We start from the raw sequence: 26,297 nt of genomic DNA, 5'->3' as shown, positions 1-26,297 counted from the left end.
AGGTGGATAAGAATGAATTGGTTTAATAATATGAAGGTAAAGGTAAAAATTATTTTTGGGTTTCTTATAGTCACTTTGATTGCTGCCTTTATTGGGATTCAAGGAATTGCTAATATTAATAAAATCAGTGACCTTGACACTAAATTATATGAAAAAATGACAGCACCATTAGGAGATACCATTGATCTTTCAAATTCTTTTAATGATATGAGAGGCTATATACGAGATGTTTTGCTAACAGATGATATTTCAGAAATACAACAATTTGATAGTAAAATAAAGGATGCAAGCAGTAAATTTGATTCTGCACTTGATAAATTAACTTCAACAACTCTTACAACTCAAGGACAGCAATATATGAAAGATTTAAAAACATATAAAGCTAATTATATAGATATAATAAACAATATAATTAAATTCAAAAATAATGGTAAAGATAGTGAGGCCCTTAATTTACTTTATAGTCAAGGTAAACCAGCATTAGAAAAGTTACAAACAACTCTTGATAGTTATATTGACTTAAAATTGCAAATTGCAAAAGAAACTTCTGATGGTAATACTAAAACTGCAGCACAAACAACAGTTTTAACTATAATAATTTTGGTTATTGGCGTTGTGATAGCTATGTTAATAGGAATGTTAATTTCTTCATCAATAAGCAAGCCGGTTAATAAAATAATAAAAATTGCAAATAAAGTAGCAGATGGAGATTTTGAAGTAAATATAAATATAAGTGGAAGAGATGAAATTGGATTATTAGCAGATGCTTTTAGAAAAATGACTGATAAGTTAAGTGATGCTATGTTTAATATTAATTCTGCAGCGGAGCAGGTATCAGCTGGTTCGAATCAAGTATCAGATTCAAGTGTTGCTCTTTCACAAGGTGCAATGGAACAAGCAAGTTCTGTGGAAGAATTAACGGCATCCATTGAAGAAATAACTTCTCAGACTACAATGAATGCAGAAAATGCTTCTAATGCAAATGAGATAGCAATGAGTGCTAAAGTAAATGCAGAAGAAGGCTACGAAAAGATGAAAGAAATGCAGAAAGCTATGGCAGAAATAAATAATGCATCTTCAAATATATATAAGATTATAAAAGTAATAGATGAAATTGCATTTCAAACTAATATTCTTGCATTAAACGCAGCAGTTGAAGCAGCCAGAGCAGGGCAACATGGAAAAGGTTTCGCTGTAGTGGCTGAAGAAGTAAGGAATTTAGCTGCAAGATCAGCAAATGCAGCCAAAGAGACTACAGAAATGATTGAAGGCTGCATTGGCAAGGCGGAAATGGGAACAAGTATTGCAGATGAGACTGCTGAGTCATTAAATAAAATAGTGGAAGATACTATACAGGTTGCTGATTTTATAAATCAAATATCAGTAGCCACAAATGAACAGGCACAAGGAATTGCTCAAATTAATCAAGGTATTATGCAGGTATCTAATGTAGTACAAACTAATTCTGCAACTGCAGAAGAAAGTGCATCTGCTAGTGAAGAATTAGCATCTCAAGCTGAAATGTTAAAAGAACAGGTAAATAGGTTTAAATTAAAAGTTTAATTTTTAATGCTTGTTCAAAAAAGAATCGTATTTCATTTTGGGCATCAATGCAAATAGCAAACAAGTTAGTTAAATCTTTTTTTAGAGTAGAATAGTCATTAGAACTTAGAAGATCATTAATCCTAGTAGTTTCATTATAAATATCATTTATTCTGTAATTACCAGAAACACCTTTAATGTTATGAATTATATTTTGTATTTTTGTATAATCTTGTCCATCTACAAGAGTTTTTAATTCCAGTAGAGCTAAATTTAGTTCATTAATTAATTCATAATAAAGTTCGGAAATTTCTTTTATGCTAAGACCTAAATCAGTAGAAAAACCGATTATGTCATATTTACAATTGAAATTCATAATTCGTAAGTCTCCTTTGCATATTTATTTCTAATGATTAATTGTCAATGTTCAATTGTGAAAAATTGAACATTGACGGATGTCATTAAGTCTTTGTTTTATTTAAAATAGTTGATATTTTTTCAAGAAAAATTGAAATGTTAATAGGTTTAGTTATATAGTCTGAAAAACCAATAGAAAGACCAGCTTGAATATCTTTTGGCATTGCATGAGCACTAATTGCAACAACAGGTATATTTTTAGTTTCTTCATGTAGCCTTAATATTTTGAAAACTTCATAACCATCTATTCCAGGGAGGTTGATATCTAGCAATATGAGATCTGGTTTATGAGATATAGCTAAATCAATACACAATTCCCCAGAAGTTGCAGAAACCATTTTTAAATTATTTATTTGACATAAGATACGTTTAACAAGTCTTAAATTTGCAGGATTATCTTCTGCATATAATACAGTGTAATTTTTATTATTAAAATTTGTTTTTTTACTATCAATTGATAAAGTATTTTTTGGAATTTCTATACTACTAGCTTCAATAAGAGAAAACTCTACCCAGAAATGACTGCCAATACCTTTTTCACTAGTTACATGTATTTCACCATTCATTAATTCTACAAGTTGTTTTGCTACAGTCAGACCTATACCAGTACCTTCAATTGAATTGTTAATAGTATTTAAACGATGAAAAGGCTTGAAAATCAAATTGATTTCACATTCAGATAATCCTATACCAGTATCAATTACGTGGAACCTAAATTTATTATCTATTTTATCATGATAAAAAGTTACTTCTCCACTTGGTTTGTTATATTTAATTGCATTGGTCAATAAATTAAGTAATATTTGCTTTAAGCGCATGTGATCTGCATAAACAAATTCTTCTGAATTTTTAATTTGTGAGAAATTTATTTTTATACCATTTTTATCAGCAAAAGGACGTATTAAGGTTAGAGTTTCTTCAAGTATTGATTTAATAGAAACTGTCTCCATAGAAATACTTAATTTACCAGATTCAATTTTTGCTAAATCTAGAACTTCATTTATTAATTCAAGTAAGTGATTTCCAGCTTTAATTATTTCCTTAACACTTTGATTTTGAGAATTTGTTAAGGGTGATTCAGGATCTAACTCTAAAATTTGAGAAAAACCTAGTATTGCATTAAGTGGAGTTCTGAGTTCATGGCTCATGCTTGATAAAAATTCGGATTTTGCTTTGCTGGCTTTTTCTGCTTCTTCTTTTGCAATGATAATAGATTCAGAAAGCTTTTTGTGTTCGGTTATGTCACGAGCAGAAACAACAACCCTATTTTCACTATTCAATCTTGGAGAAATAGACGCCTCAAACCACTTTATATTAGAATTTGATTCTACACAAAAATCCATATTAAGTGTATGTTTTGTTTGAAGGACATACGAAATTTTTTCTTTAGCTATTTTAGTAGTTTCATTGTCTAAAATAAAAGAAATAGAGGTCAATTTATTGTGCATATATTGTTTGTATAAGTCATAGTGAGATCTGGACCAAAAGTTTGTTATATCACCAGCAGAATTTACTTCCATGATTATGTCGTTAATTGAATTTACTAAAGCTTTTAAATCAGTTTCCTTTTTCCTAAGTTCATATTGGGTAAGCAATAAATTTTTATTTGTTTCGCCTAAATGTTGACCCATTCTAGTTAAATTAATTGATAAATCATTTAGTTCTTCAATATCAAATTCAGGTGCTTTAGGACTATAGTATCCATTCCCGATTTGGTCCATAAGTTCTTTGATTTTCAAGAAAGAATTAGAGATTAAATAACTTGTCTTTTTAGCACTTTTTGTAATGAAGGATAAGAATAATAAGCAAGTCAAAATTGATTGTATGATAATAGAAGCAAAGCCTAATTTAATTAAAGTATGGTTTAAAGCATTAACAGTAGAATAAATATCTTCTTTTGGCGTAGCTACTATTAGCTTCCAATCCATATCTGATATTGTTGTCCAACATAAAACTATTGAAATAAAATATACACATATGGAAATAACTTGTACAATTATTAATGGTATGAAGGCATTGCGAATATAAGACTGCCAAGTTAGTTTGTGCAAAGAAATATGATCTTTAGTTTTTAAATTATCCATAGAAGCACCTCATAAATTGTCTTTAGCAGTTAAGCAAATTGTAATACATTATCTATTTTCAAAATAATATCGCTATAATTAAATGGCTTGGTGATAAAATCCATAGCACCTTTAGTTAGAGCTTCTTCGTAATACTCTTTATCATTTTCAGCAGAAATCATTATTATAGGTAGCATACAGTAATTTTGTGATGAATATAATTGATCCATAACTTCTAGACCATCCATAAATGGCATTCTAAAATCTAATAATACTAAGTCTGGTTGGAAAGTTGAAAATAATTCCAAAGTAAGTCTAGCATCTGTCGAAGATTTGATGTTTTTGTAACCAGATATAGTCAACATTTTTTCTAACAACAAAATATTTGCAAGATTATCATCTACAATTAAAATTTTACTTGTTAATTTATTCATATAAACACCCCTCCCATAATGAAACCTCAATACCTAGATACCATTTTTACCAAAATTTATACCCATATATTAATAATATAACATATTTCAATAAAATTTTTAACTTAACATTGAAATTTTTTTATACAATTTAATTATTTTATAGATAGGCTTTCAAAATATGACATAACTATGTTAAGTTAGATGAGATATATTAGAATTGTAAATTAATTATTGGTATTTATATTCAAGTGAATTAGGAGAAATAGTATGGAATTCATAAATGCAAAAACTATTATGTCAGGATATTTTGAAAGTAGCCAGCTTTCATTTTTTTAGGAGAGCAGGTAAGGAAAATGTTTAGTAGAAATTCATTGCATATTAAAAAGAAACAGTTCAAGAAGTTATTAGCAAATATATATGAAAACAGATGTAAGTTTAAAGAGGAAATTGTAAATTAATATCGAATAAAAGTCTATAGGAATAGCGATTTTAAACACAAGTTAAAGTGCTGGGAGGTATAGATATGAAATTAAATTCGTTAAAATTTAAATTACTTATATTTATTTTTGCAATTATAATTTTATTAGCAGGTTCTGTTTTAACTATTAATGCAATAAAGTTTGATTCTTATTCAAGTAGTAATAATAAAAATGAAGTGCTAAGAGCAAATTATTTGCTAAGTGATAAGATAAATGAATTAAAAAATGAATCTATGAATATAGGAACTCAACTATCATTTAATTCAACAGTTATAAAGCTAGTTGAAGAAAAAAATAGTGATGAACTCTTGAATGAATTAAAAATTATTTTAAAAAATTCAAATGTTGAATTTGTTACAGTTACAGATGAGAAAGGTAATGTGATTGTTAGAACTCATGAACCCGATAAAAAGGGGGATAGTGTTATAAATCAGGCAAACGTTAAAAATGCTATCCTAGGAAAAGCAAATTCACAAGTTGAAGGTGGAACTCAAGTAAAACTTGCAGCAAGATCAGGAATTCCAGTAAAAGATGAAAAGGGCAATATAATTGGCGTTATATCTGTAGGATATAGATTAGATTCTGATAATGTGGTAGATTACATAAAGGAAAAATATGATTGTGATGCAACTATTTTTCTTGATGATATTAGAATTTCAACTACTTTAATGAAGGATGGAAATAGAGCTGTTGGTACGAAGTTAGATGAGAAAATTTCAAAAGTAGTTTTTGATAATAATTCTTATTCAGGTGAGGCTGATATACTTGGGAGTAAGTATGATACAATGTACACTCCTATTCTTGGAGATAATAATAAGGTAATTGGTATATTATTTACGGGGAGAAGCAAAGTGGAAGGTCAAATGGTTTTAAGGAGTTTTATTACAAGTACTATTGTATCATCATTAATAATATTATTATTGTTTGGGATAGTGGTATATTTATATATTAGTAATACTATTTCTAAACCATTATTAAGAGCAGTAGGGCATTTTGGATTGTTGGCAGAAGGTAATTTTACTATTGAACTTTCGGAAAAAAGTTTAAAGCGTAAAGATGAAATAGGAGATTTAGCTAAAGGAATAGAAAGGATGCGAAAAGAGTTAACTATTTTAATAAAAAAAATAATGGAGAACTCTCAAGATATGAGTGCTTCTAGTGAAGAATTATTTGCAACCATGGAAGAATTTACTGCAATGGAGCATAATATTGATAATGGCATTAAAAATATCAATTTTGGGATTCAAGAAACTAGTGCTGCGTCAGAAGAAATCTGTGCTTCAATAGAAGAAGTGGATTCAAGTATAAATGTATTAACCAACAAAGCAGTTGAAGGCAGTAATAATGCGAATGTAACAAAAATTAGAATAGAAGAAATGCAGGATAAATCTTTGGAATCCCTTAAAGAAATAGAAACATTATTCAGTGAAAAAGAAGAAAAAATCATGAAAGCCATAAAAGAAGGTGAAGTAGTAGAAAATATAAGAGTTATGGCAGATACCATTGCAGATATATCAGAGCAGACAAATTTACTAGCACTAAATGCAGCTATAGAAGCTGCAAGGGCTGGAGAACAAGGTAAAGGATTCTCTGTAGTTGCTGAAGAAGTGAGGCAACTTGCAGAACAATCTTCAGAAGCTGTAGAATCAATAAAAAATACAATTTTACAAGTTCAAACTGCTTTTAATAATCTTTCAAATAATAGTAATGAAGTATTGCTATTTATAAAAGAACGACTAAATCCTAAGTTTGAAGAAATGATACAAGTTGGTAAGGAAAATTATATGGATGTGGAATTTGTAAGCAAAATGTCATATGAGATAGCAGAAATGTCAAAAGAGATTTTAGCTACAATGGATCAAGTAAGTAGAGCAGTTGAAAGCATGGCTAATACAGCACAAAAGTCTTCACAAGAAACTGATGGAATAATGAATAATATAACTGAAACATCTAAAGCCATAGATGAAATAACATTAACAGCTCAAAGTCAATCACAGCTTTCTCAAGATCTAAATGAAATGATACAAAAATTTAAAATCTAAGTGTATTGAAATGTAAATTAATATGGGAATATAATTAAATAAAATACTAAGTATAATTGAGAATATTAGGTTAGCAGTAAAAATAATGTTAGTTTGTTATTTTCATTTATAAATTTATTTATTGGAAGGAGATTGTACACAATGCCATTTATAGGATCAAAAGTTAGTGTTGAAATTTCAAAGGAAAAAGAGGAAATAATTAAAACAAAGTTAGGAAAAGCAATTGAATTAATTCCTGGAAAGAGTGAAACTTTTTTAATGGTTGGCTTTGAAGATGGATACTCATTATATTTTGCAGGAGAAAAATTAGAAAAAGGTGCATTTATTGAAGTTAAAATATTTGGAAAAGCGAGCAAAGATGCTTATGCAAATTTAACAGCTGAAATTTGCAAAATATATGAAGAAGAATTAGAAATACCTCAAAATAAAATATATGTGAAATATGAAGAAGTAAGTGATTGGGGTTGGAACGGAAAAAACTTTTAATCTGTCAGTGATTATGAGGGGGAGAAGAATTGATTATAGGAATTGCTCAAATAGATATAGCTTGGGAGAAGGTTAATCAAAATATTATCAAGATTGAAGAGTATATTAAAAAGGCAGCAAAAGATAATGTGGAGTTGATATTATTTCCAGAAATGGCTTTGACAGGGTTTACTATGAACATTAATAATCTCACATTGTCAGAAGAAAAAATCATTAAGTGGGCTAAGAAATTAGCCCAAAATTATAATATAAATATAGGGCTTGGTTTTGCAATAAGAGTTGATGAAAAAGGTAAAAATATATATACAATTGTTTCAAATAAAGGAGAGATTTTAGCTAAATATTCTAAAATACATCCTTTTTCCTATGGAGGAGAAAAGGAAAAGTTTGACTCCGGAGATGAAATAAATATTTGTAGGATAAATGAATTTAATTTAAGTCCATTTATTTGTTATGATTTACGATTCCCAGAAATTTTTCAAATAGCATCTAAAGAAGCACAGATAATAACTGTGGCTGCAAGCTGGCCAGATGCTAGGGAAGAGCATTGGATAACATTATTAAAAGCAAGGGCAATTGAAAACCAGTGCTATATTATAGGAATAAATAGAATTGGTTTTGGTGGTGGATTACACTATAATGGAGCATCAATTTTTGTTGATCCAAATGGAAAAATATTAAATGATATTAATGATAAAGAAGGCTTAATAATAAAAGAATTAAAAATGGAAAAGGTTACGGAAATAAAAAGCATATTTAATATAAAACTTGATAGAAGAGAAAAATTATATGTGCACTTAAATAATAAATAAATTGTCAATTGTCAATGCTCAAGGATCAATCAAAATTGACAATTGATCATTGTTTTTGGAATGGCGGTAAAATGATGATAAATGATTTTGAACAGGAAATGGAAGTAAAAGAATTAGAATTAAAAGCAGAGATAAAGAAGACAGGTGGTAAATGTTCTAAGATACTATTGATTTTGGCAATATCAACATATGCTATAGGATATGGAATTATATTTATAGTTAAATTTATTAACTATATTTCTAAAAAATATTATCATAATAACTTTTCAATAACTTTTTCAGATGATGTACGAAGTTTTCTTGTAGGATATCTTCCATGTGTATTAGGGGATATTCTGGCAATTATAGTTGCAATATTAATTACAAAAATAAAATTAAAAGAAGATTTATTTACTAAGAATAAAGCATCTAAAAGCTTTATATTGCTTGGAGCTGTTTCGTGTATAGGAACAGGAATGATTTCCAGCATAATTTATTCAATATATTATACTATTCTTAAAACTAAGGGTATAATTATCCCCCAACCAAATTTTAGTTTCCCAAATGAAAAACTATATCTAATATTGTTTTTGTTATATGTTTGTTTGGTAGGACCTATTTTAGAGGAAATAATTTTTAGAGGATTCATTCTTAAAAGTATGAGGAAGTATGGTAATTTAACTGCCATTATTCTATCCTCAATTTTGTTTTCTATGTTCCATTTGAATTTAGTTCAATTTATTAATCCTATTTTAGTAGGAATACTATTAGCATTTATAGCAATAGAATCAGACTCTATTTTTCCATCGATAATAGCCCATATGTTTAATAACACCATAACATTCATATTATCAGCGATTACATTGTTAAAGATACCAGGAGTGCAAATGGCATTTTCTTTTCTATATGTGATTGTTGGAATTACTGCCTTAGCTTTATTTATTATTAAATATGGGAAAGACTTCATGAAAATAATAAAAGAGGATACAACTATACTTGAAATCCATGAAAAGATTAGGGCTTCTTTTAGTGGTGGATGGTCAATAGCTTATATAGTTTTTTATATTGTATTTATTATAGGTACTATGTTAGCAATAAATGTAATGAAAGTATTAAATAATTAGCATAAAGGGGTAGAGATATGGTCAATAAGATACTATCATCAATAATAGAAAACTTAAATGATGAACTTATTAATTTATTTCATAAGTTACATGAGAATCCTGAACTACCGAATCAAGAATTTGAAACAACAAAGTTAATAAAAAAATTACTAAAAAAAGCAGATATAGAGGTTCTTGATTTGCCATTAGAAACAGGTTTGGTAGCACAAATAAAAGGAAATCCTAATGGACCGATCATTGCAATAAGATGTGATATTGATGCATTGCCAATTCATGAAGAAACCTGTTTACCTTATAAATCTAAAATTAAGGGAAAAATGCATGCCTGTGGGCATGATTTTCATATAGCTGCAATTTTAGGAGCGGCATATTTAGTTAAAAGGCACCAAAAATCTTTAATAGGAACAGTCAAATTTATATTTCAGCCAGGAGAAGAAAGTGCTGATGGAGCAATAAAAATTATTGAAACTGGTGTATTGAATGATGTTGATGCAATTTTTGGAGTACATAATATATCAGATGAAGACGTTGGAGTCATGGGAATAAGAAGTGGTGCTATGACTGCATCTGTTGATAGGTTTGAAATTAAAATTACTGGAGTAGGCAGCCATGCTGCAAAGCCACAAAAAAGCATAGATCCTATTATAATTGCAAGCAACATAGTGACATCGCTTCAAACAATTATTAGTCGAAATGTAGGTCCAACTGAAAGTGCACTTTTAAGTATTACTCATATGGAAGCAGGAAATACTTGGAATGTAATTCCGGATTATGCATATCTTGAAGGTACAGTTAGGACTTTAGATGAGAATATACGTGAATTTATTTATGTAAGAATGAAGGAAATAATCACAGGGGGAGCTAAAATCCTAGGTGGAAATGGAGAACTTATATGGCATCCAAGTTCTCCTGCAACGAATAATTCAGAAGAATGGGTTGAGTATTGTACTAAACTTGGAAGAAGAATTGGATATGATGTCAAGCAAATTTCTATGGGATTAGAAGGAGAAGACTTTGGATATTATCAAAAGAAAATTCCAGGAGCGTTTATTATTGTTGGAACGGGAAAATCATATGCTCATCATCATCCAGAATATCAAGTGGATGAAGCAGCTATTTTAAATTGCTCAAAATATTTTGCTAAGTTAGCAGAAGGTGTTTTAAAGGAAATAGTGGACAAGAACTATAAGCAAGAGGTACATAAATAATATATTAAAGTAGTAACAGTTAGCAATTAATTAGCCATAAAAGGCATTAATTGCTAGCTGTTAACTTTATTGTATAGTATATTTATGGTAAAATGTAAGTGATTTTTATGGAGAAAACATAGATTATAGAATATCAATTAAGAGAGGATTACTATAATATGGACTATAAGCTATTCAAGTTATTAGTTGATAATATGCCGTATGCGATATGGATAAAGGATCTAGATTTAAAATATGTATATGTTAATAATGAATATGCAAAGCTGTTTGAAAAAGAGAATATTGAATTTATTGGACTAAGTCATGAAGAAATCTTCGGTGAAACAGATGAGAAGGATAATGCTGATAAGTACAATCTTGTAATTAAGGATTTAAAGCCTCAAAATGGAGAATGTCGCATTAATAAAACCAAGATGATGTATAACTTATTTCCACTAATTGCTGAAGAAGATAAAGTGATGGCTATAGCTGGAGTTTATTGTAATCTAACTGCGGAGAATCAAAAGGATAAGATTATTGAACAGCAGGAAAATATATTGAAAGTTGTTATGGATACTTTACCAGGAATGGTTTTTTATAAAGATAAAGCAGGAAAATATATTTATACAAATAGAGAATTTGATAAATTTTATGGTAAAGATAAAATGAAAAAGTTAGCTGGAAAAACTAATAGTGAAGTACATGGAGATAAAGAATTAGCTGAAAAATATACAATAGAAGATAATGAAGTGTTACAGAAAAAGGAAAGCATAAATTATCAAACAGTTCTTGATTCTGGTGAAGAAAAAAATATTTATACAGAAGCAAGAAAGGTGCCTGTAATCGATAAATATGGAGAAGCAGTTGGCGTAGTTGGACTAATTTTGGATATTACAGAGAAAAAAGAAACAGAGGAAAAGTTAAAACATTTAAGTTTTACAGATGTTTTAACAGGCCTGTATAATAGAACATTTTTTGAAGAGAAAGTGAAAGAATTATCTTGTGAAAAATATCTGCCTATTGGAGTTATTATGGGAGATGCAAATGGATTAAAGTTAGTGAATGATACATTTGGCCATTATAAGGGAGATGAATTAATAAAGAAAATAGCTAATGTTCTCAGAGCTGTATGTACAGATGAACAATTTATTTTCAGAACAGGAGGCGATGAATTTGTGATTTTAATTCCAAATTCAACTGATTATGAATGTGAGGAGATTATTAGAAAAATATTTAACAAGTGTAAGGCCTATGAACACAATTTAATTGATATAAGTATATCTTTAGGTTCAGCAATAACAAATAGTTTAAATAAAAGTATATATGAGGCATTGAAAGAAGCAGATGATAAGGTATATAGACAGAAATTATTGAATAAAAATAGCCTTAATAGTGCTGTTATGAATTCTTTACAAGTAAGTTTACAAACTAAAAATTTGGAAACAGAAGAACATACAGAGAGAGTCTTGAATTATTCTTTAATCATGGGAAAAAAATTGTCATTACCGATGTCAATTATAGATGAATTAAAAATAGTTGCTAAGCTTCATGATATAGGGAAAATAGGAATTAGTGAGCAAATATTACTCAAAACAGGCATTTTGACTGCTGATGAGTTTGAAATAGTTAAGACTCATACTGAAAAGGGATATAGAATTATAAAAGCAACTAATCAATTAGGTAATGTTGCACAAGGAGTACTATCTCATCACGAAAGATGGGATGGAAACGGATATCCGTTAAAGTTAAAGGGAGAGTCTATTCCATTAATATCTAGAATAGTCAGTATTGCAGATTCATATGATTCAATGACGAGTAATGATCTTTATAGAAAACCTTTGAGTAGAAATGAAGCTATTAATGAATTAAAAAGGTGTGCAGGAACTCAATTTGATCCAGATATAGTTCGAGTTTTTGTAGATTATTTAGAAAGCACAAAGACTAGAAATAAATATAATTAGTAATTTAAATAAAAATTTAAAGTTATTTATTAAAAAAATATATATAAAGCTGTATTAAATAAATGTTGTTAATAGTAATTTTGACTTTAACACTTAATTTAAACTTTTTTGTATGTATTTTTTTTATTTTATTGACAAAGGTATTTAGTGAAGTATAATAATATTATAAACACCCCCTAGGGGGGAGGAGGAAGTAAGATGAGTGAAGAAAGAAAAAAAGCATTACAATCATTAAAAACTGCAAAAGGTCAAATCGAAGGAATAATTAAGATGATTGAAGATGATAGATATTGTATAGATATAGCCAATCAACTAATGGCAGTTCAATCATTAATAAAAAAAGCTGATTTAACTATACTTCAGGGGCATTTGCGTCATTGTGTAAAAGAAGCTTGTATGAATAATAATCCAGATGAAAAAATAGAAGAACTTAGCAAAGTTCTAGAAAAATTACTTTCAAAATAAAGACGAAAGCAATTAAGGGTTTCTGTAATATTGATAATTATTAATAGAATTCCAATAATTGAGCATAGAAAATTGATAATTAAAAATTAAAATAAACAAAAAATATATAACAAGAATAATGATTGAGCACCTACAATTGAAAATTGATCAATGATCATTGAAAATTAGAATAGGTGGTTAATTTATAAATGAGTGTGTAATAAAGGAGGAGGGTGAAAGAATGAAAAAAAAGTTACTAAAGATAGAAGGAATGACATGTTCAGCATGTGCAAATAGAGTTGAGAGAGTTGTAAATAAATTAGAAGGAATAAGTAATGCAAATGTAAATTTTGCAACAGAAACATTAAATGTGGAATATGATGAAGGCATTTCAAATCAAAGTAACATTGAAGCTGCAATAGTAAAAGCGGGATATGGAGTTAAGAAAAACATTAAAACCTATAATTTCAAGGTTGAAGGAATGACATGCGCAGCTTGTTCAAATAGAGTAGAAAGAGTTACTAAAAAACTTAATGGAGTTGAAAACTCAGTAGTTAATCTTGCTACAGAAAAACTAACTATAACTATCGATGAAGATGAAATAGGGTATGCTAATATTAAAGCAGCAGTAGACAAAGCAGGGTATAAATTGGTTAAAGAAGATGAAGAAATGCAAGAAAAGAAAAAACTAGAACCAAGTCAGTTGCTGCTTAGAAGATTTATTGCATCATTAATTTTTACATTACCTCTTTTAGTAATAACTATGGGTGAAATGTTGGGAATGCCTCTTCCAGAAGTACTTCATCCTATGATGCATCCCTTTAATTTTGCTATTATTCAAGTGATATTAACATTACCAGTAATGATAGCTGGTTATAAATTCTATAAAGTTGGAATAAAGAATTTGGTTCAATTAAGTCCTAATATGGATTCATTAATTGCAATAAGTACTTTAGCAGCGTTTTTATATGGAATATTTGCAATTTATAAAATATTATCTGGTGAAACAGATTATGTTATGCATTTATATTTTGAGTCAGCAGCAGTTATTTTGACCTTAATAACTTTAGGAAAATATCTAGAAGCAGTTTCAAAAGGAAGGACTTCACAGGCAATTAAGGCATTAATGGGGTTAGCACCAAAAACTGCAACAGTAATAAGAAACAATAATGAAGTTATAATTCCTATAGAGGAAGTAGTAGCTGGAGATATAGTAATAGTAAAACCAGGGGAAAAGCTTCCTGTGGATGGTGAAATAATTGAGGGTAGCACATCTATAGATGAATCAATGCTTACAGGAGAAAGCATTCCTGTTGAAAAAGTTGTAGGTAGTAGTGTAATTGGGGCAAGTATTAATAAAACAGGATTTGTAAAATACAAGGCAACAAAAGTAGGAAAAGATACAGCACTTTCTCAAATAGTAAAATTAGTTGAAGAGGCTCAAGGATCAAAAGCACCAATAGCAAAACTTGCAGATGTTATATCAGCCTATTTTGTTCCAACAGTAATAATACTAGCAATAATAGCTGCAGTAGCATGGCTTATAGCAGGAGAAAGTAAAATATTCGCATTAACAATATTTATTGCAGTTCTTGTAATAGCGTGTCCATGTGCACTAGGTCTTGCAACACCAACAGCAATAATGGTTGGAACAGGAAAAGGTGCAGAAAATGGTGTGTTGATAAAAGGTGGAGAAGCCTTAGAAACAACTCACTTAATAAAAACCATTGTGTTTGATAAAACTGGGACTATAACAGAAGGAAAGCCAGTAGTAACAGATATAATAACAAATGGAATTTCAGAAGAAGAGGTGCTGATTTTAGCTGCAAGCAGTGAAAAAGGGTCAGAGCATCCATTGGGTGAAGCAATAGTTAAAGAAGCAGAAAATAGAAATTTAGCTTTAAAAGAAATTCAAGAATTCAATGCAATTCCAGGTCATGGAATAGAAGTTAAGATAGATAATAAAAGTATTTTACTTGGAAATAAGAAATTAATGATAGAACAAAACATAAATATTGAGGCTTTGGCAAAAGATAGTGATAGATTAGCAGATGAAGGAAAAACGCCTATGTATGTGACCATTAATGGTTCATTAAAAGGAATAGTAGCAGTTGCAGATACTGTTAAAGCAAACAGTAAAGCTGCAATAGAAGCTCTTCATAATATGGGTATAAAAGTGGCTATGATAACAGGTGATAATAAGAAAACAGCGGATGCAATAGCTAAACAAGTTGGAATTGATATTGTTTTGGCAGAAGTGTTACCAGAAGACAAAGCAAATGAAGTTAAAAAGCTTCAAATAGGTGAAAATAAAGTTGCTATGGTTGGTGATGGAATAAATGATGCGCCAGCACTTGCACAAGCGGATGTTGGAATTGCAATAGGTTCAGGGACTGATGTAGCAATAGAATCAGCTGATATAGTACTTATGAAAAGCGATTTAATGGATGTTATTACTGCAATTAAATTAAGTAAAGCCACCATTAGAAATATAAAACAAAATCTGTTTTGGGCATTTGGTTACAATGTATTAGGTATTCCAGTAGCAATGGGAATTCTCCATATATTTGGAGGACCACTATTAAATCCAATGATAGCAGCTGCAGCAATGAGTTTAAGTTCAGTATCGGTACTTACAAATGCACTAAGACTTAGACGTTTTACAGTTTACAGGTAACAATTCACAGTTCGCAGTTGAAGGTGGAAATTCCTAACGGAATTTCTGAATATATATTCAGAAAAGCCTCTGGCTTTTCTTCCTAAACTGTAAACTGAAATTATGTCCTAACTTTAAACTATGTGCCATCAGCAGGAATTGTGACCTAACTGTAAGCTATAAATTGTGCACGGTAACTTAAATAGGGCACTAACTGTAAATTGTAAACTGAATAAAGGGGGTGATTAAATGAAGAAGAAAATACTAATCGAAGGAATGAGCTGTGGACATTGTGTAGCTCATGTTAAGGAAGCATTAGAAAATTTAGATAAGGTAACTTCAGTGGAAGTAAGCCTTGAAAATAAGTGTGCAATAGTAGAAACATCAAATAGTAATGAAGAAATAAAGGCAGCTATTGAAGAAGAAGGATATGATGTAGTTAGTATAGAAGAATAAATCATTGATTTAATGCTTTAAAGTTTATTTTATAAAAAAATGTTGGTAGTTTACCAACATTTTTTTGTGCATTTAATATATAGATATCTATTTAAGAGTTTAACTTATAGATGGAATATGTATACACTCTTGAGAAATTAAAATTACAACTTTACACTAGAAATATGATACATTTTTTCTGGAGCAGGCATGTGAAATTGAGCTGTTGAAGGTTGTTAATGGGGGCTTGTTTCATTTACAGATTGTCTAAAAGTGAATGTCCAAATTTTATATTTGGAAACATGAACTTTCTCCTTGGGGATTTTATATCTGGAACACGCTGAAATGACGACAAGCCCACATTTAGAACCTTCCAGCAAAAATTTCACTAGTCCTGCGGAAGATAACTGTATCATATTTCGGTGATTGTTGCATAAGTCTATTTCTTGATTTGGATATCTATATAAATTAAAGTCTATGGATTTATATAGATTGAGCTATTTTATTGAAGGCATAGTCTAATGTACTTTCAAGGTTTGCGTTGTTTTTACCTGCACCTTGAGCTTGGAAGGGGCTTCCACCACCTTTACCGTCAATAAGAGATATTGCATCTTTTAGTAAATCGTTCATTTTAACTTCTTTAATATCTTTTGAGCAGGCAAAGATAAGATTAACTTTTTCTTCTGATTGTACGGCCATTAAAGCAATTGTACGTTCATTTTCAATTAGCTTTGAAGTGAGATTGCTTACATATTTTAAGTTCTCGCCAACAAAGATTTTTTTTATGACTCTAATATCATTTAGTTTAGCCGCATCCTCAAGCATTTCTTTTTCTTGATATTTAGCTAACAAAATATTAAGACTTTTATTCATTTCATTAGTAGTACGAAGACTTTCATTTAAATTTTTAATACCATTTATAGCCTCACTTTCATTACAGCTTAAATATCTGCAGATGGAATTTTGAAATTCATCTTTTTTGAAGGAATCAGAAACAGCACGTTCACCAGCTAAAAATTCTATTCTTGTTCCATCTTTATGTTTTTCAAATCTTTTAATCTTAATTAGCCTTAAGTCAAGAGTTGATGCAGGATGAAGTCCACAACATGCATTTATATCAAAATCTCCTATTTTTACAACTCTAATATCTTCTTGCGTGTTAGGAAGAGCACGTCTAAGTGTTAATTTTTTTAATTCAGCTTTAGTTGGAACAAAAGATTCTACAGGTATAGCATCGCCAATAATTTTATTTGCAAGCTTTTCTGCTTCTCGTACTTGTTCCTCGGATAAAATGCCGTAAATATCAACGGTGCTTATATCAGAACCTAAATGGATTGCAAAAGTATTGGAGTTAAAAAGATTAAAGAAGGCACCTGATAAAACATGTTGCCCTAAATGCTGATGCATACCATCAGTTCTTCTATTCCAATCAATCATACATTTCACTTTATGGATTTTAATAGGTTTCTTTTCAAGAACGTGGTATACTATGTCGTCTTTTTCGTATACATCAATAATTTTTTCATTCTCTAAAGATCCAAGATCACAATTCTGTCCTCCTCCACCTGGGAAAAATGCTGTTTTATCTAATATAACGTGAAATTTGTTATCAATTTCTTTTATATCAACGATTTCAGCAGTAAATTCTTTAAGATATTGGTTATCATAATAAATTTTTTCCATATGTAAGTTACCCTCCTAAGATACTCTTATATCTAAAATTCAGTTATCAAATTTATAATAATACAAATTTTCAGATGAATTTAGAAATCAAATAATATTATTATAACATATATTCTAATTGACAATTTACATTGCCAACAATTGGATTTTTATAAGAAAGAAAACACCTTATATATAAAATAATAATTTAAATATATATCTAAGGATAAAAAAATTACATCTACAAATACTATTTTTAAATTACAGGAAAAGGTGGTTAATTGATGGATGTAATGTTTTATTTAACATTCAATTTTATATTATATTCTTTTTTAGGATGGTTAATAGAAGAAGTATATAGTTTTGCAATTACAAAAACTTTTAAGAAGGAAGGTTTTTTAATAGGTCCATTTAAGCCTATGTATGGTATAGCATTTACAATTTTAGTTATATGTAATGAAATACTTGAAATTCAAGGTGGATCTTTGATATTATTATATTTCCTAATACCAACAACTGTTGAATATATAAGTGGATATATTTTGAAGCATATTTTTAAAAAAGTTTATTGGGATTATTCAAAGTATAAATATAATATTTATGGATATATAACTCTTAGTTTTTCAGTATGTTGGATGATTCTTTGTTATATAGGGATTAATTTTTTTCATCCAGTAGTACATGAGCTATATTTATTAGCAGAGAAAAGTTTATATATTGTATTATATACATCTTTACTACTAATAATATTTGATTTGATTTTAACAATGCAAGATTATAAAAAAATATTGTTTAATAGAAAAAATATTAAAGATTAAAGAATATCTTATTTTTAATTGCTTTGATTATTATTAGATGATATATTTAAAATATATAAATAGAAAAAAATGTAATTATTATTAATAAATTCATATTTTTTTGTTTATTAGAAAATATGAATTTATTTTTGATGGAAATTATATAATTATATTAGCATTTATTTTTCGCGTGAAAATTTCTTTACAATTTAGTGAAGATTGTGCGTAAAGTATAGTTAATTTGTAATCTGTGAATAAGTTTGTGGACAAAGTGTATATTATATTTATGAAAATATACGTTAAAGCTAGTAAGTATGGGCATTGTTCATAGTGTTGATAAGTATGTTTTGAATGTGGATAACTTTTGATAAAGGTATTATAAATTACTATTGAACTAAGTTTTTGTGATTGAATTTTTATAGTAATATTTTTATAAGATAATTATAAAGGTTTTATTAATAATAAACATACTTGTGGATAAAAACTGTGGATAATGTGGATAAACAAAATTTAACTTTCAGAATGAGGATAAAAGAGTATAATATAATAAGTTATTATATAGTGATTTTAATTTTAAGCTCTAAAAATTGATGTGGAGGGGATATAATCTATGACAACATATAAAGAAGCTAAATTTATTCCACAAATAAAAGGTACTCTTAGAAATCATGTCATTGAAGTTCCAGCTGTTATAAGAAATTGTGGTGGAATTAATATTTTTGGAAAAAGAATAAAGTCATTACTTTTTACTACAGATGTAGCATTAATAAGAAATAGTAATGCAGATGCAATAATTGCAGTATATCCTTTTACACCACAGCCAATAATAACACAAGCATTAGTAATGTCAGCTGACGTTCCAGTTTTTTGTGGCGTCGGTGGAGGAATTACTCAAGGGAAAAGAGTTGTTAATTTAGCAATGGATGCGGAATTTAAAGGGGCCATGGGCGTTGTTGTAAATGCTCCAACTAGCAATGAAGTTGTTAAGAAGATAAGAGCAACTATAGATATACCTGTAATAGTAACTGTAATTTCAGAAGATGAAGATATTGCAAAAAGAATAGAAGCTGGAGCAACTATATTGAATGTTTCAGGCGGTAAAAATACAGTCAATATAGTAAAAAATATCAGAAAAAGGTTTCCTGAATTCCCTATAATAGCTACTGGTGGACCTACAGAGGAGTCCATAAGTAAAACAATACAAGCAGGGGCAAATGCCATTACTTATACCCCCCCATCTTCAGCAAGTATTATGGGAGATCTTATGGATGAATATAGAAAAGAATAGGAAACTATTTTGACTAGCAAAAAAATGTTGATTTAACTTCAATTTATGGTATCATATTTGTAATAGTTTAATAAGATAATAAGGAACAAGGATCAATGTTTAATTATCAATGATGGATTTATTATTGATAATCGAAAATTGCCAAATGTTATTGACCTGGGGTAGAGGAGCTGTAATAAAGAGTAAGTATAAGGAGCTTGCAAGCTAAGATTTATACTAAAAGGTATTATGGCCGAAGGAATAAATTATAATGCATTAATTTATTTCTGGGTATTCATAGAATATGTGGATAACTGTCACGTAAGTGTTGAGCTACACGGTACTTTTTTCAGTTTATAATTTATAAAAGGTGAAGGATTATCTATTATAGATATTAAATATTTATAATGTATCTTTTTTTGTAAATTGATAATCGATGAAAATATGTGCGTATTATATAGCGTGAAAATTTACCACTCGTCACAGAAATATTCTGTGGCGTTTGTTGTTTTCATGGATATTTAGTAAAGTTTTCTTTAATTACAAGCTTTTAATCACAATTGTGATTTGCAAACTGTAAATTGTAATTTGTGTATTATATTAAATTGGGGGTTAAGCAAATGAAATTATTTGGAACAATGAAAACACAGGATAACCAACTAGTTGTTGGTGGTGTAAATGCTAAGGCTTTAGTAAAAGAATATGGAAGTCCACTTTATGTATTTGATGAAGCATTAATAAGAGATTATTGCAGAGATTATAGAAAATACTTTAAATGTGAAGAAAATAATAATAGAGTAGCTTTTGCTGGTAAGGCTTTTTTAACAGTTCAAATGTGTAAATTATTAAGAGAAGAGAACATGTCATTAGACGTTGTCTCTGGGGGCGAATTATATACGGCGTATAAGGCAGAGTTTCCACTTGAAAAAGTAATGTTTCATGGGAATAATAAAACTATAGATGAAATTGAGTTAGGGGTTAAGTTAGGTGTTGGTAATTTTGTTGTGGACAACTATTATGAGATGGAAACATTAAATAATATAGCTAAAGTGTATGATAAAGTTCAAAATATTTATTTAAGAATAACACCAGGAATTGAGGCTCATACTCATGAATATATTAAAACTGGACAAATAGATTCTAAATTTGGCTTTGCGCCAGTTGGAACTGTTATAGAAGATGCTATTAAAAAAGCAATAAGTTTGGAAAATATAAATCTAACAGGAATACACTGTCACATAGGGTCACAAATTTTTGATTTAGAACCATATGAAGATGCTGTAGAGATAATGCTTGAACTTGTGAGAAATACTAAAGAAAACTTAGGATATCTTATTGAAGAGGTAGATTTTGGTGGCGGCTTTGGAATATATTATACAGAGGAAGATGAACCAAAGACAACAGAAGAGTATTGTAGCGTTATAATTAACAAGGTTGATGAAGTTTGTGCAAGAACTGGTCAAGAAAGACCAATACTTACAATAGAACCGGGAAGAAGTATTGTAGCTAATGCGGGGCTTACATTATATACTGTGGGTTCAGTCAAAGAAATTCCTAGCGTAAGAAAATATGTTTCAGTTGATGGAGGAATGACTGATAACATAAGACCAGCTCTTTATAATGCTCAATATGAGTGTCTTCTAGCAAATAGGGTTACAGATGTTAATGAGGAAGTTGTAACTATTGCAGGAAAGTGTTGTGAATCTGGAGATATATTACTGGAGAATGTGAAGCTTCCTAAAGTTGAAAGTGGAGATATTTTAGCTATTATGACAACTGGAGCTTATGGATATTCTATGTCAAGTAATTATAATAGAATACCAAAACCTGCAGTAGTAATGGTTAAGGATAATGAAGCGAGATTAATTTGCAGAAGGGAATCTTACGAAGATTTATTAAAAAACGATGTTATATAAATAGTCAAGTAAATTAAAGTACTAACTTACAATGCACAATCCCAAATAAGCAATTTGGGATTGTGCATTTGTCATTAGTTATGAGTTTTGGTGGGGATTATGTATCATAAACTAAAAATGTACTAGGTATCCTAAAAAATTAATAAGTTGTAAATATTTTAGACAATAAAGTATGATATACTAAAATGGTATGATAAAATATAAAATAAACCTATGTTTTAATTAAATTTTATAAGAAAGCAAAGGTTTTTAGCTTAATTGAAAATTGAGCATTGACAGTTGAAGTATAAATCTTTTATGGAGGTAGCACAGTGGCAGAAAATAATGAAAATCAAATAGAAGAAGCTAATAAAACTAAGAAAAAATCAAAATTAAAAGAGTGGATAATAGATTTATCTGTTGTTGCTTGTATAATACTTTTAATATGGAATTTTGTGGGTTATGGTGTTTGGATTACTAGCGGATCTATGTTGCCAACCTTACAGATCAAAGATAGATTAATCGTATCAAGGGTACATGATACTAAGAGTTTACAAGAAGGGGAGATAGTTTTATTTAAAAATGATGAATTCCCAGGAGAAATTTTAATAAAAAGATTAATAGGTCTTCCAGGTGATAAAATAGATATAAAAGAAGGTATTGTGTATAGGAATGGTGAAAAACTACAAGAAGATTATGTTAAAAATAATGAAATAATCAACAAATCATTTCAAGTACCAGAAAATAAATATTTTTTCTTAGGAGATAATAGAGCAAATTCAAATGACTCAAGACACTGGATAAATCCTTATGTAGATGCATCATATATAGAAGGAAAGGCAATATTGAGGTATTATCCAATAAATAAGTTTGAAGTGTTTAAATAAGAAGGAGAACATCTAATGAAAGAAACTATAGAAACAGATTTATCAAAAAAAGGATTAATGTCAAAACTAATAGGTAAAGGAAGCTTTTTTAGAGAATGGATAATTCCAATTGTTGCGGCTATAGGAATTGCGTGTTTAATAAATAAGTTTTTAGTGTATAATGTTTATATACCTAGTGAATCAATGGTTCCAACTTTAAATGTTGGTGATAAATTAATGGTAACAAGAGTTTATGATACAAGTAACATAAAAAGAGGAGATATAATTGTATTTTACTCAGATGAATTAAGCGAAGTACTTATAAAGAGAGCAATAGGACTTCCAGGAGATCATATTGAAATACATAATGGTATAGTTAATATTAATGGCCAAGATATTAAGGAAAATTATGTTAAAAATAATGAGATTTATAATGGTACATTTGATGTACCACAAAATAAATTCTTCTTTTTAGGGGATAACAGAAATCGATCTAATGATGCTAGAAAGTGGGCTAATCCATATATAGATGCTTCAAAGATTCAAGGAAAAGCTCAAATTAAATTTTATCCATTTAATGAGTTTGGAAGTTTATACTCTACTAAATAATTCCATAGAAAATTTTAAATTTCGCTGATATTTGACAATTAATTATGTTAACATATGTAAAAATATAATACTGCTTTACAAATTGATAATTGACAATTGAAATTAACTACTCGTGGGATAAAAGGATTGGTTAACTAATCTTAGAATTAATTTATATTATGAAAAGAGGATGTTACATGAGTGAAAAGTATATAATAGATAGAGTAGAAGGCACTTTTGCAATTGTTGAGAATGAAGCTGGGGAAATGCAGGAAATACCTTTAAAGAATATAAAAGGTGAGTTCAAAGAAGGCGATATTTTAGTTAAAGTGAATGAATATTTTGAAATAGATGTAATATCTACATTGAAAAGAAAGTCACAAATCAAAAGTGATATGGAAGATATGTGGAGAGAATAATCTAATCTTTAAGTATTATTGTAAATAACAAATTGTATAAGAGAAGGTGATTAGATGATAGATAACAATAAAAATAATAAAAAAAATAACAAAGATAAAAATTCATTTATAGTAGCAATTACTTACTTTATAATAGCAATTGCATTTGTTATGGCATTTAACTATGCAAGAGATTCAGTTACAAATAAGGCAATTACATATAATGAGTTTATGCAGCTTTTACAAGACAAGGAAATTTCTAAGGTTGTTATAACAAGTGACAATTTATTAATCACACCAAGTGAAAATAATCAAGAATATAAGGGAAAAACATTATATACAGCCAATATAGCTGATGAAAATTTAATTTCAGCACTAAGAGCGGCCAATGTTGATTTTTATGGTCAAAGTCCTAGTAAAGAAGCTCCTATAATGAACTTTGTACTTACATGGATATTACCTTTAGTTCTAATATTCTTTATGTGGAAATTCTTGTTCTCCAAAATGGGCGGAGGTGGAGGCGGTGTCATGGGCATCGGCAAAAATAACGCCAAGGTTTATATGGAAAGTGAAATAAAAGTAACTTTTGATGATGTTGCAGGACAAGAAGAAGCTAAAGAATCATTAAAAGAAGTAATAGATTTCTTAAATGGGCCAACAAAATATACTGAAATTGGAGCTAAATTACCTAAAGGAGTTTTACTTGTAGGACCTCCAGGAACAGGAAAGACACTTATAGCTAAAGCTGTAGCAGGAGAAGCTAAAGTACCATTCTTCTCACTATCAGGTTCAAGTTTTGTTGAAATGTTTGTTGGAGTTGGAGCATCAAGAGTTAGAGAGTTATTTAAGGATGCAGTAGCAAAGGCACCATGTATCATATTTATAGATGAAATAGATGCAATTGGTAAAAGTAGAGATAATCAAATGCAAAGTAATGATGAAAGAGAACAAACTTTAAATCAATTACTATCTGAAATGGATGGGTTTGATTCATCAAAGGGTATAGTTATCCTTGGAGCTACAAATAGACCTGAGATACTTGACAAGGCGCTTTTAAGACCAGGTAGATTTGATAGAAGAGTTATTGTTGATAGACCAGAATTTAAGGGAAGAGAAGCAATACTAAATGTTCATTCTAAAAATGTGCATTTAGGTGAAGATGTTAATTTAGCTGAGATAGCTAGAAGTACTCCAGGCGCTGTTGGAGCTGATCTTGCAAATATCATAAATGAAGCGGCCTTAAGAGCAGTAAGAAGAGGCAGAAAAACAGTGCTTCAAGAAGACTTAAGAGAATCAGTTGAAGTTGTAATAGCAGGAAAAGAAAAGAAGGATGTAATTCTTTCACCAAAAGAAAGAGAAATAGTATCTTATCATGAAGTAGGGCATGCACTTGCAGCTGCAATACTTAAAACAGACCCAGTACATAAAATAACAATAGTTCCTAGAACAATGGGTTCATTAGGATATACTATGTATACTGAGGAAGAGGATAAAAAGTTCCTACCATCAAAAGAATATTTTATAAATAGAATAGTTTCTATTCTTGCAGGAAGAGCAGCTGAAGAAGTATTCTTTAATATAGTTACAGCAGGAGCATCTGATGATATTAAGAAAGCTACATCAATTGCAAGAAGTATGGTTTCTATGTATGGAATGTCAGAAAGATTTGATATGGTTGCATTAGAATCCATAGAAAATAGATATTTAGATGGAAGAGCAGTTAAGAATTGTAGTGAAGAAACAGCTACATTAATAGATGAGGAAACTTTAAAAATAATAAGAGCTTCTCATGAAAAGGCAAAACAAATATTAACTGAAAACAAAGAATTGGTAGAGAAAATAGCTAATACGCTTTTAGAAAAAGAAACTATATTTAGTGAAGAATTCTTAGAAATAGTTTATGAGAAATATCCAGAAATGAAGGAAGAAAGAGAAAAAGAAAAGTCTGAAAATGAAAAAAGAAGAAAAGAAATAGAAGAGAAAAGAGCTAAGAAGCATTCTTTAGATGTTATTATAGATGATAAAGATAATACTTCTGAAAAAAAGAGTGAGGTTACAGGTGATTTATTGGAAAGTAATTCATTAAATAACCATGAAGAACAAGAACAACAAGAAATAAAATCAGAATACAACAATACAGAAAATGAAGATAAGAATATATAAAATTTATTAGAAAATACTAATAATGAATGCACAATGGGGGAAGATGAACAAAAAATTTCTAATCCGTCATTGTGCATTTTAATGTTGACAATATGCAATTAAAAATGCAAAATAGAGAAACCAATATTAATCAAAACTTATCCAAATTAGATACATATTTATTCCAGCGGACTAATGAAATTTTCGCTGGATGGGTTCTAAGTGGAAGGTTGCCCCATTTCTGCATGTTCCTAAAGTAAATTTATGACAAGCAGAGAATGGAACAACCTTCCACTAAGCACCATCACAGCTTAATTTCATATGCCGCTTGCACAAATATGTATTTAATTTCTAGTATAGTGTTACGATTATAATTTATCAATAATGCATGTATATTCGATTTATAAGTTTGATTATTAATTAGGATAACCATAATAACCAAAAACTAATAATGAATAACCAGTTGTTAACTCAAAGCTAACTTAACTGTTAACTAACTGTCAACTCTAAACTCATAATTCTTAACTTTAAACTAACTGTTGACTCATAACTAATTTTAAGTTCCGTATTGCATAAATGATCCGTATTGCAGCATAGCTGCTCTATTTATAGGTGCATAGCTGCTCTTTTTATAGGTGT

General features: G+C 29.2%; 21 protein-coding genes and 1 riboswitch. Of the genes, 17 read left to right on the top strand and 4 right to left on the bottom strand.

Going from position 1 to position 26,297, the window contains the following annotated elements; genetic code table 11:
- Nucleotides 1–12 precede the first annotated feature (12 nt).
- Complete coding sequence (locus tag CSPA_RS26665) at nucleotides 13–1,563, top strand: methyl-accepting chemotaxis protein (RefSeq protein WP_015395532.1); 1,551 nt, start codon at nucleotides 13–15, stop codon at nucleotides 1,561–1,563.
- Here the strand turns inward: CSPA_RS26665 and CSPA_RS26660 are convergent.
- The 3 genes from CSPA_RS26660 to CSPA_RS26650 all read right to left on the bottom strand — a co-directional run bounded on the left by CSPA_RS26660 (nucleotide 1,547) and on the right by CSPA_RS26650 (nucleotide 4,456).
- The gene (locus CSPA_RS26660; protein WP_015395533.1) at nucleotides 1,547–1,918 is read right to left on the bottom strand and encodes a hypothetical protein; all 372 of its coding nucleotides are present in this window, start codon (nucleotides 1,916–1,918) and stop codon (nucleotides 1,547–1,549) included. The two genes, CSPA_RS26665 and CSPA_RS26660, sit on opposite strands and share 17 nt — an antisense overlap.
- Nucleotides 1,919–2,003: 85 nt before the next feature.
- The gene (locus tag CSPA_RS26655; RefSeq protein WP_015395531.1) at nucleotides 2,004–4,043 is read right to left on the bottom strand and encodes an ATP-binding protein; all 2,040 of its coding nucleotides are present in this window, start codon (nucleotides 4,041–4,043) and stop codon (nucleotides 2,004–2,006) included.
- A 29-nt stretch (nucleotides 4,044–4,072) separates the two neighbouring features.
- A complete protein-coding gene (locus CSPA_RS26650; RefSeq protein WP_015395530.1) occupies nucleotides 4,073–4,456 on the bottom strand; it encodes a response regulator in 384 nt (127 codons plus the stop codon).
- Between the two features lie 505 nt (nucleotides 4,457–4,961).
- Between CSPA_RS26650 and CSPA_RS26645 the strand changes: the two genes are divergently transcribed.
- The 9 genes from CSPA_RS26645 to CSPA_RS26605 all read left to right on the top strand — a co-directional run bounded on the left by CSPA_RS26645 (nucleotide 4,962) and on the right by CSPA_RS26605 (nucleotide 16,064).
- Complete coding sequence (locus CSPA_RS26645) at nucleotides 4,962–6,959, top strand: methyl-accepting chemotaxis protein (RefSeq protein ID WP_015395529.1); 1,998 nt, start codon at nucleotides 4,962–4,964, stop codon at nucleotides 6,957–6,959.
- Nucleotides 6,960–7,100: 141 nt separating this feature from the next.
- Nucleotides 7,101–7,445, top strand: a complete 345-nt coding sequence (locus CSPA_RS26640) for a phenylpyruvate tautomerase MIF-related protein (RefSeq protein WP_015395528.1) — start codon at nucleotides 7,101–7,103, stop codon at nucleotides 7,443–7,445.
- Nucleotides 7,446–7,474: 29 nt separating this feature from the next.
- Entirely contained in the window at nucleotides 7,475–8,257 is a 783-nt protein-coding gene (locus CSPA_RS26635) for a carbon-nitrogen family hydrolase (protein WP_015395527.1), read from the top strand.
- A 14-nt stretch (nucleotides 8,258–8,271) separates the two neighbouring features.
- Nucleotides 8,272–9,360, top strand: coding sequence for a CPBP family intramembrane glutamic endopeptidase (locus CSPA_RS26630; protein WP_241393363.1), 1,089 nt, complete (start codon nucleotides 8,272–8,274; stop codon nucleotides 9,358–9,360).
- A gap of 17 nt (nucleotides 9,361–9,377) precedes the next feature.
- Entirely contained in the window at nucleotides 9,378–10,568 is a 1,191-nt protein-coding gene (locus tag CSPA_RS26625) for an amidohydrolase (RefSeq protein ID WP_015395525.1), read from the top strand.
- A gap of 158 nt (nucleotides 10,569–10,726) precedes the next feature.
- A complete protein-coding gene (locus tag CSPA_RS26620; protein WP_015395524.1) occupies nucleotides 10,727–12,508 on the top strand; it encodes a sensor domain-containing diguanylate cyclase/phosphohydrolase in 1,782 nt (593 codons plus the stop codon).
- Nucleotides 12,509–12,706: 198 nt separating this feature from the next.
- Nucleotides 12,707–12,973, top strand: coding sequence for a metal-sensing transcriptional repressor (locus tag CSPA_RS26615; RefSeq protein ID WP_015395523.1), 267 nt, complete (start codon nucleotides 12,707–12,709; stop codon nucleotides 12,971–12,973).
- Between the two features lie 220 nt (nucleotides 12,974–13,193).
- Nucleotides 13,194–15,629, top strand: a complete 2,436-nt coding sequence (locus CSPA_RS26610; RefSeq protein ID WP_015395522.1) for a heavy metal translocating P-type ATPase — start codon at nucleotides 13,194–13,196, stop codon at nucleotides 15,627–15,629.
- Nucleotides 15,630–15,857: 228 nt separating this feature from the next.
- Nucleotides 15,858–16,064: a heavy-metal-associated domain-containing protein gene (locus CSPA_RS26605; protein WP_015395521.1), complete on the top strand. Its 207-nt coding sequence runs from the start codon at nucleotides 15,858–15,860 to the stop codon at nucleotides 16,062–16,064.
- 462 nt (nucleotides 16,065–16,526) lie between these two features.
- Here the strand turns inward: CSPA_RS26605 and CSPA_RS26600 are convergent, their stop codons facing one another.
- A complete protein-coding gene (locus CSPA_RS26600) occupies nucleotides 16,527–17,726 on the bottom strand; it encodes an alanyl-tRNA editing protein (RefSeq protein ID WP_015395520.1) in 1,200 nt (399 codons plus the stop codon).
- Nucleotides 17,727–17,989: 263 nt separating this feature from the next.
- Here CSPA_RS26600 and CSPA_RS26595 point away from each other — a divergent pair, with 263 nt between their 5' ends.
- The 7 genes from CSPA_RS26595 to ftsH all read left to right on the top strand — a co-directional run bounded on the left by CSPA_RS26595 (nucleotide 17,990) and on the right by ftsH (nucleotide 25,679).
- Entirely contained in the window at nucleotides 17,990–18,523 is a 534-nt protein-coding gene (locus tag CSPA_RS26595) for a putative ABC transporter permease (RefSeq protein ID WP_015395519.1), read from the top strand.
- 589 nt (nucleotides 18,524–19,112) lie between these two features.
- The gene (locus tag CSPA_RS26590) at nucleotides 19,113–19,790 is read left to right on the top strand and encodes a beta/alpha barrel domain-containing protein (RefSeq protein WP_015395518.1); all 678 of its coding nucleotides are present in this window, start codon (nucleotides 19,113–19,115) and stop codon (nucleotides 19,788–19,790) included.
- 154 nt (nucleotides 19,791–19,944) lie between these two features.
- Nucleotides 19,945–20,113, top strand: a riboswitch (Lysine riboswitch).
- 276 nt (nucleotides 20,114–20,389) lie between these two features.
- Nucleotides 20,390–21,685 carry a diaminopimelate decarboxylase gene (gene lysA / locus CSPA_RS26585; RefSeq protein WP_015395517.1) on the top strand — a complete coding sequence of 432 codons (1,296 nt, stop codon included), beginning with the start codon at nucleotides 20,390–20,392 and terminating at the stop codon, nucleotides 21,683–21,685.
- A 311-nt stretch (nucleotides 21,686–21,996) separates the two neighbouring features.
- A complete protein-coding gene (gene lepB / locus CSPA_RS26580) occupies nucleotides 21,997–22,551 on the top strand; it encodes a signal peptidase I (RefSeq protein WP_015395516.1) in 555 nt (184 codons plus the stop codon).
- Between the two features lie 15 nt (nucleotides 22,552–22,566).
- On the top strand, nucleotides 22,567–23,139 hold the full coding sequence (gene lepB / locus CSPA_RS26575; RefSeq protein ID WP_015395515.1) for a signal peptidase I: 573 nt from the start codon (nucleotides 22,567–22,569) through the stop codon (nucleotides 23,137–23,139).
- A 176-nt stretch (nucleotides 23,140–23,315) separates the two neighbouring features.
- Nucleotides 23,316–23,537: a DUF3006 domain-containing protein gene (locus CSPA_RS26570; RefSeq protein ID WP_015395514.1), complete on the top strand. Its 222-nt coding sequence runs from the start codon at nucleotides 23,316–23,318 to the stop codon at nucleotides 23,535–23,537.
- 54 nt (nucleotides 23,538–23,591) lie between these two features.
- Nucleotides 23,592–25,679 carry an ATP-dependent zinc metalloprotease FtsH gene (gene ftsH / locus CSPA_RS26565; RefSeq protein ID WP_015395513.1) on the top strand — a complete coding sequence of 696 codons (2,088 nt, stop codon included), beginning with the start codon at nucleotides 23,592–23,594 and terminating at the stop codon, nucleotides 25,677–25,679.
- Nucleotides 25,680–26,297: the final 618 nt, after the last annotated feature.

Origin of the sequence: Clostridium saccharoperbutylacetonicum N1-4(HMT), assembly GCF_000340885.1 — a bacterium.
Taxonomy (GTDB): Bacteria; Bacillota; Clostridia; order Clostridiales; family Clostridiaceae; genus Clostridium; species Clostridium saccharoperbutylacetonicum.
This window is presented reverse-complemented; position numbering and strand designations above follow the sequence as displayed.